We start from the raw sequence: 6,266 nt of genomic DNA, 5'->3' as shown, positions 1-6,266 counted from the left end.
CCGGTGATATGGACCAGAATCTGAAATATTCCATCATCATAACTCCCGATGAGTTCAGGTTTATGTTTCAGGATTGTCCCGGTAATCACATCGGTGATATCGTGAATACTGCAGGCGTCCTTGTCTTCTGCTTCAACCGATATCCGAAGGGTGATCTCGTTCTCTTCTTCCCCATACACAAATGCCTCATACTCTCCGGTCAGTTGAGGCAGGTTTTCCGGCTGAAAAACAGCCCGTTCGATGTCTATACGGTTAATGGGGACTTCAAAAATATGAATAGTCTCTGATTCACGCCAGGGATTCAGGATTCGCATGTGGGTCCGTCCACACGGGCAGGTGTTTCTGCTGATCACCTTTGTGGTATCATCCGTATCATAATTGATGAGAAGTGACCCGCATCGCTCCCCTGGTTTGAGAAGTGTTGTCAGAACGATATGCCCCTCTTCACCATCCGGCAGGAATCGCTGATGCCGTGGATCATGGATATCGAGATGCACAATATCTTCCGGAACGTGGAGCCCTGCAACCGCCTGGCACTCCCCGCACATCGTCCCTTCAGTGCTTCCATAACTGTTGTACACCTCACAGTCGTAGATTTCTTTTACATAATTCCTCGATTCGTCTGCAAAACTCTCACCCCCCACAACAAGCCGTCTGATACTGGAATCAGCGGGATCCATCCCCTCTGCCCTCATCCGCCGGGCAAGGCGTAAAAATTTAAAGACACTCCCTACGATTCCTGTCGGCTGATAAGACTGGATAAGGCGGATTGGAAAGGTGCACTTACCGGTTGGGATAATACTCATCCCGACTTCACGGGCAGCCAGGGTCATGGTATTTGCCCCGACGTTCATGCCATAACTGGCACAGATGATCATCCGGTCTTCGGCTGAGAACCCCTGGGAGACAAAAATACGGGCATACTTCTCTGCGTACCGTTTCCAGTCATCCCAGGAGAGGAAAAAACTTTTTGGAGTACCGCTTGTTCCACTGGTTTCATGGATGGTATAGATGTCCTTCCAGTCCAGACTTTTGAACATGAATTCATTGGTCACAGGCGGCTGGTTCTCCCGGATTATCTGACCGTTTATCACCGGAAGCTCGAGAAGATCCTCGTGGCTGGTGATATCATCCGGGCTGATATGATGCTCGAGAAAAAATTTTTTATAAAAAGGTGAATGTTCTGCAGCATAACGAACGGTATACTGTATCCGCTCATCGACAAGTGCCTCAAGGTCAGGGTACTTCATTGTCTCGATATCTGGTCTGAGAAAATGAGATGGATGCATTTTTGAATCATAGGCCTAAGAATTGTTTATACATTTCCCCGGATGTAACGCACAGAGGATCTGATATGATAGTCGCAGGATTGAATCGGATTGGTCATATAGTGGCATCTGTAATGAGTCTGATTCTCCTGGTTCTGATTGTATGCGGAGTAAGTGGTGCGGATGAGATCCCTGGAAGGGGGGGGATGTCCGGTGTTGGGTATTACAAGGGGGATCATATATCTGACACAATTCCCACCTCGCTCGAGGCAGGTCAGTCATATCCGGTTGTCATTACCTTTCGCAACAACGGGATGGTCTCATGGGAATGGGGTGTTGAGAAATTTGGCCTTCTCTATCAGGGTCTTCAGTCATCAATTAAAGTAGATCCGGTATTCTCACCTGTCCCGGAAGGAGTAAAGGTCGCTGCACAGGGGGAGATATCATTTCCCTTTACCCTGACTCCTCCGGATAAGCCTGGTGAATATGAACTGAGCTTTTCGATGTCAACAAGAAAAGGAGAGGATCGGTACACTCCTTTTCCGAACGGATTTACAAAAAAGGTTACTGTTATTCCTAAAGAAGGGGTCTCATCATGCAGTCTCGGGTCCATTATCATTCATTCCAATCCCTCCGGTGCAATGGTATATATGGGGAGTGAAGAGAAAGGAATCACTCCGTTAACCCTTCCTGATCTGAATCCAGCGAAGTATGAGATCACCATATCTCACCCGGAGTATGACAAAAAATGGACACAGGTTTTTGTTGAACCTGGTTCGGTCAGCAGAGTAACGGTCGATCTGACCACCTCGGAAAAGCCTTCGGTCTCGACCGAACAACTGTTAAAGTTTACTCCACTTGGTTGGTTCCTCGACAATCTCTCTCTTATCATCATAAGTATCATCATACTATTTTTCGGATTTCAGGTTATTATGATGGATACAAAGCGTATCCCGGAGCAACATCCGGTACGGCGGTATACACGTCCATTCATTCTTCTTACTCCTAATAGCGATGGAAAAGGCAGGTTTTTGAGGGGGTCTCGTACGGATGGGAAAGGAGGGAGTGCCGGGGGTTCCATAGATGCATCAGGGGCTCTGGACGGGACCGGCAAAAGGCAGCAGGGGAAGACGAAAGGTTCGGATTCAGGCACACAAAAAAAGATACGTGACCGATCAACCCGGCGTGAGGGTGAGACGTCTGAAAGAAAGCCTATTGAGACAGAGGAAGGCACCTCTGCTCCTGATGTGGAGGATCCGGATCAGGAAGCACGTGAGATGGAGGGTTTGTGGGGTTTTCCTCATTCGCTTCGTGATCGGTATGAACCCCTCGGCGTTGCCGGGGATGATTCATATGCCCGGGTGTACAAGGTTCGAAAAAAACAGACCGGAGCGGTCAGAGCATTGAAAATCGGACACTTCAAGCATCCCGGAAGTGAAATACTGCAGAAGGAGACGGCTGTATGGAGTTCACTTCGTCATCCCAATATCGTCCGTCTGTTCAGATCCGAATTTCTTGATGATATGACCTATCTTGAGAATGAGTATCTCGACGGGATATCATACCGGGGTATGGTTCATACATCATTGTCCGGACTTCCAAAACCTATCCGCGAACAGTATGCGGTCTCTCTCGTCCGTGATATCGCAGAAGGATTGCGGTACGCACATGAGATTGGAGTTCGCCATTACCATCTGCAGAGCGGGGATATTCTCCTGACTCCAAAGCTTCGCGCCAAGATATCCGGGTTTGCCAGGGGAAGGAATGAGCTTGGGTTTTCAATAAAGGATTCTGATGTCAGGGGTGCAACTGCTGCATATATCACACCAGAACAGAAAGATGAGGCACAATTTGGTAATCCTGGGAGGCGAACGGACATCTACCAGCTTGGTGTAATATTTTATGAGTTATTGACCGGTTTTCTCCCGTACAGCCCTGAAGCCTTTGAGAAATCAGGACGGGAGGGGATTTATGAGGAGCACGCAGATGAGCTTATCCCACCGTCGGCATTCCGAAAGAGCCTGGAAAAGTACGATCCTATTCTTTCCCGTATGTTATCGCGAAAGAAATCCGGCCGTTATTATCTCATGGATGAGTTTATTGCAGATCTGGATCGGATTGAGAAGGCCTAAACCGGTAGAATAAATAGGCTGTACGTATATCTGATTCTTTAGGCCAGGTCAGATGATCCCGGTAGTAATTCTGCTCCTCATTATTGTCCCCGTCGTTGTATCTCCGGTGTGTTCACAGGATCAGAGGGCAGGATTAGCCGGTTTTGGACCATCCTATGTGAGTGATAGCATCCCTGATTCCCTGCTTCCAGGTCATCCCTATCCTGTTCTTATTACGTTTCGAAATACTGGTCTTGTCAGCTGGCATGATGAGATGCGGCGGATTGGTCTCCTCTATGAAGGGGATATGACAAAAGTCACCGCGATTCCATCTTTTGTGGAGATCTCCCGTGATTTGAATATCACTCCCGGGAAACACGCAACATTTGGACTCACGTTGCTCCCCGTGGGTCTCCCTGGCTCTTATAATCTCTCATTCTCAGTGGTCATGAGGTCTGCTACCGGAGATCAGAGGATAACCGAGATCTTTGTCAAGCGCGTGACGATAGTCCCAACAGACGGCATTTCCTCCCCGGTGAACGGATCAGTGTTTGTTGAGAGTTCAATCCAGGATCTGGATGTATATCTGAATTCTGGCTTTAGGGGGAATGTTCCTGCAGTGGTTCCCGATCTCCGGCCTGGGCGGTATACGCTGCTGGTGAAAAACGACACCTTTGAGAAGACTGTACCGATCGATGTAGAACGGGGGACTATGACAAGAATTCTGATAACCGGTGATGATCCTGAACCGGTACTAAGCAGGAAAAAGGCCGGGCCGATATCCGATGGAACACTTATCAGATTTATCGAGGTCAATATACCCTTGATTGTTATCATTCTCTTTATCATCCTTCTCTGTTTCACATTTGCAGTGCATGGAGTAAGAAAACGAAACCGTCTGGAGGAGAAGAGAGAGAAGGAAGAAGAGGAGGAGAATGATGGAGATCCGGAGAAAGAGCGATTAAAAAGAGAAAAACTTCTTCTTGATAAAATTCATAGTCAAAAACCTGTTTTTGAGAGTTTGTCCCCCTCCTCAGAGCCATCCCCTGGTGGAGGTATGAAAAAAATTATTTCTTCATCACCACCTGTTCAGGTTTCCAAAAGAACATATTCACGAAATCAGGAGTATGAAAAGGATTCTGGATCGCAAAAAAGTACCACCCCTTCAGCGAAACCAGGAAGTATTCATGATGTGGAGGTCAGGCTTTATAAACTTACAACAAGACCTGGATCGGCAACGGCAAGTCTCGGGGTCTCAAATCATTTGCCCGCGAGTGTATCGGTTCAGGACATGACAATATCCCCGGGAGGATTTGGTATCGTCCCGGTTGAGCTGGATGAACCTACCAATGATGAACCTAATATGACCGTACCGCTTCGCATTCTTACTGAAGGCTCAGAATTTTTTAAAAATATTGTGATACCCTATAACCGGGGAATTGCCTTACTCGCCAGGGGAGTAGTTGAGAAGGCGTATGAATATTTCAGAGCACTGGTGCAGGCACACCCTGACAATATTGACGGGCTTTTGCATCAGGCCCAGATCCTCTTAAACTGGGGTCTTGACGAAGAGGCATCATCACTTATCCATGAGATTCTTGCCTTGGATCCTGACAATGAAGAAGCAAAAAAAATTATTTCCCGTATTCAGGAGAGAGCCGAAAGAATAAAAGAGACAAAAACACGAGAATCAAAACAAAAAATACCCGGATATCCTGAGGAGTTATCTGACCGGTATACACCAATTCGTGTTCTTGGTGATGACCCGTTTGCGACGGTAATTCTGGTCAGAAAAAATGATACTGGTGATCTTCGCGCCCTCAAGATCCCCCGGATAATGGAAAAGGTCGGTTCATCTCTGCTTACGGAAATTTCCGTACTCTATCAGCTTTGGCATCCGTATGTGCTCCGGATGTACAGGGCTGAATTTTCACCGGTTGTCATGCTTGAGCTGGAATATGTATCAGGCGGGTGGTATATGGGAATGCGATATACCCGGCTTTCTGATGTCCCCGTTCCGCTTCCATATGCTCAATGGTTCATGATGATACAACAGATCGCGGAAGGACTGGCATATCTTCACCGGCAGGGTGTCCGGCATTATCATCTGACGCCAAAATATGTTCTCCTGGATGAACCATTTATTCCAAAAATCTCTGGTCTTATCCGCGAATCACTCAGGAGTGCCGGAGGGAGCGGGGATGAGGAATTTTTTGTACGTGCCCCTGAACAGATAGATACGCACTTTTTTGGGAAACCTGGCAAAAGGACGGATATTTTTCAGCTGGGTGCTCTCTGGCTCTGGCTGGTGACCGGTCAGGTCATGGGAACGGAAGGGGTGGATGCAGACGAGTTTTCTTTTACCCTGGTCAATGGCAAACATGACCCATCTCTTGAGGCATATGTTCCCCTGTTTAAAAAACTGACTGCCACGTTTAAAAAAGATCGATATGCGTCGGTTGAAGAGTTTTTAGAGGAACTACGGAAGGTCCCTTCTGAAGGATCGGCTGGAGATGACAGGATTTCTTTAGGAGAGACGAGATGAGATACTCCTCCCTTCCATTGGTATGGTATTTATTTCTCTTCGTGATCATCATACCGCCGGTATGGGGTGCTGAGAGTACACTTTCAGGGGTTGCATTGCAGGGTGGAGTATACTGTTCAGACAGTATTCCGGATTATATGTCTCCCGGTCAGCATGGTCAGTATCTGATTGAGTTTCGAAATACCGGTATGATGGCCTGGGAGCATGATGTGGAAAAAATAGGCGTGGAATACTCAGGAAACTCCCCTTATATCGAGGTCGAACCACGGATCCAGCTATTGCCGAAGAGATCGCGGGTACATTCCGGACAGAGTTATCAGTTTCCATTTACCATAAGTGCAC

Annotated in this window: 4 protein-coding genes; 3 read left to right on the top strand and 1 reads right to left on the bottom strand. The window is 47.4% G+C overall.

From position 1 onward, the window contains the following. Window positions 1-1,250 (bottom strand): coenzyme F390 synthetase (ftsA, locus tag PLA23_RS09305; protein WP_324474958.1); only part of this gene is annotated, 1,250 nt, incomplete at its 3' end. A gap of 104 nt (window positions 1,251-1,354) precedes the next feature. Here ftsA and PLA23_RS09300 point away from each other — a divergent pair. The 3 genes from PLA23_RS09300 to PLA23_RS09290 form a co-directional block, all read left to right on the top strand. Beyond that, window positions 1,355-3,400, top strand: coding sequence for a protein kinase domain-containing protein (locus PLA23_RS09300; RefSeq protein ID WP_324474956.1), 2,046 nt, complete (start codon window positions 1,355-1,357; stop codon window positions 3,398-3,400). Window positions 3,401-3,452: 52 nt separating this feature from the next. After that, window positions 3,453-5,924: a protein kinase domain-containing protein gene (locus PLA23_RS09295; protein WP_324474954.1), complete on the top strand. Its 2,472-nt coding sequence runs from the start codon at window positions 3,453-3,455 to the stop codon at window positions 5,922-5,924. 41 nt (window positions 5,925-5,965) lie between these two features. Continuing rightward, window positions 5,966-6,266: hypothetical protein (locus PLA23_RS09290; RefSeq protein ID WP_324474952.1), on the top strand; the 301-nt coding region annotated here is incomplete at its 3' end.

The organism is Methanospirillum sp., assembly GCF_035406105.1.
GTDB lineage: Archaea > Halobacteriota > Methanomicrobia > Methanomicrobiales > Methanospirillaceae > Methanospirillum.
This window is presented reverse-complemented; position numbering and strand designations above follow the sequence as displayed.

Bases quoted from the DNA above. Each gene is read 5' to 3' on its own strand.
- PLA23_RS09300 (WP_324474956.1), top strand. From the start codon at position 1,355: ATGATAGTCGCAGGATTGAATCGGATTGGTCATATAGTGGCATCTGTA.
- PLA23_RS09295 (WP_324474954.1), top strand. From the start codon at position 3,453: ATGATCCCGGTAGTAATTCTGCTCCTCATTATTGTCCCCGTCGTTGTA.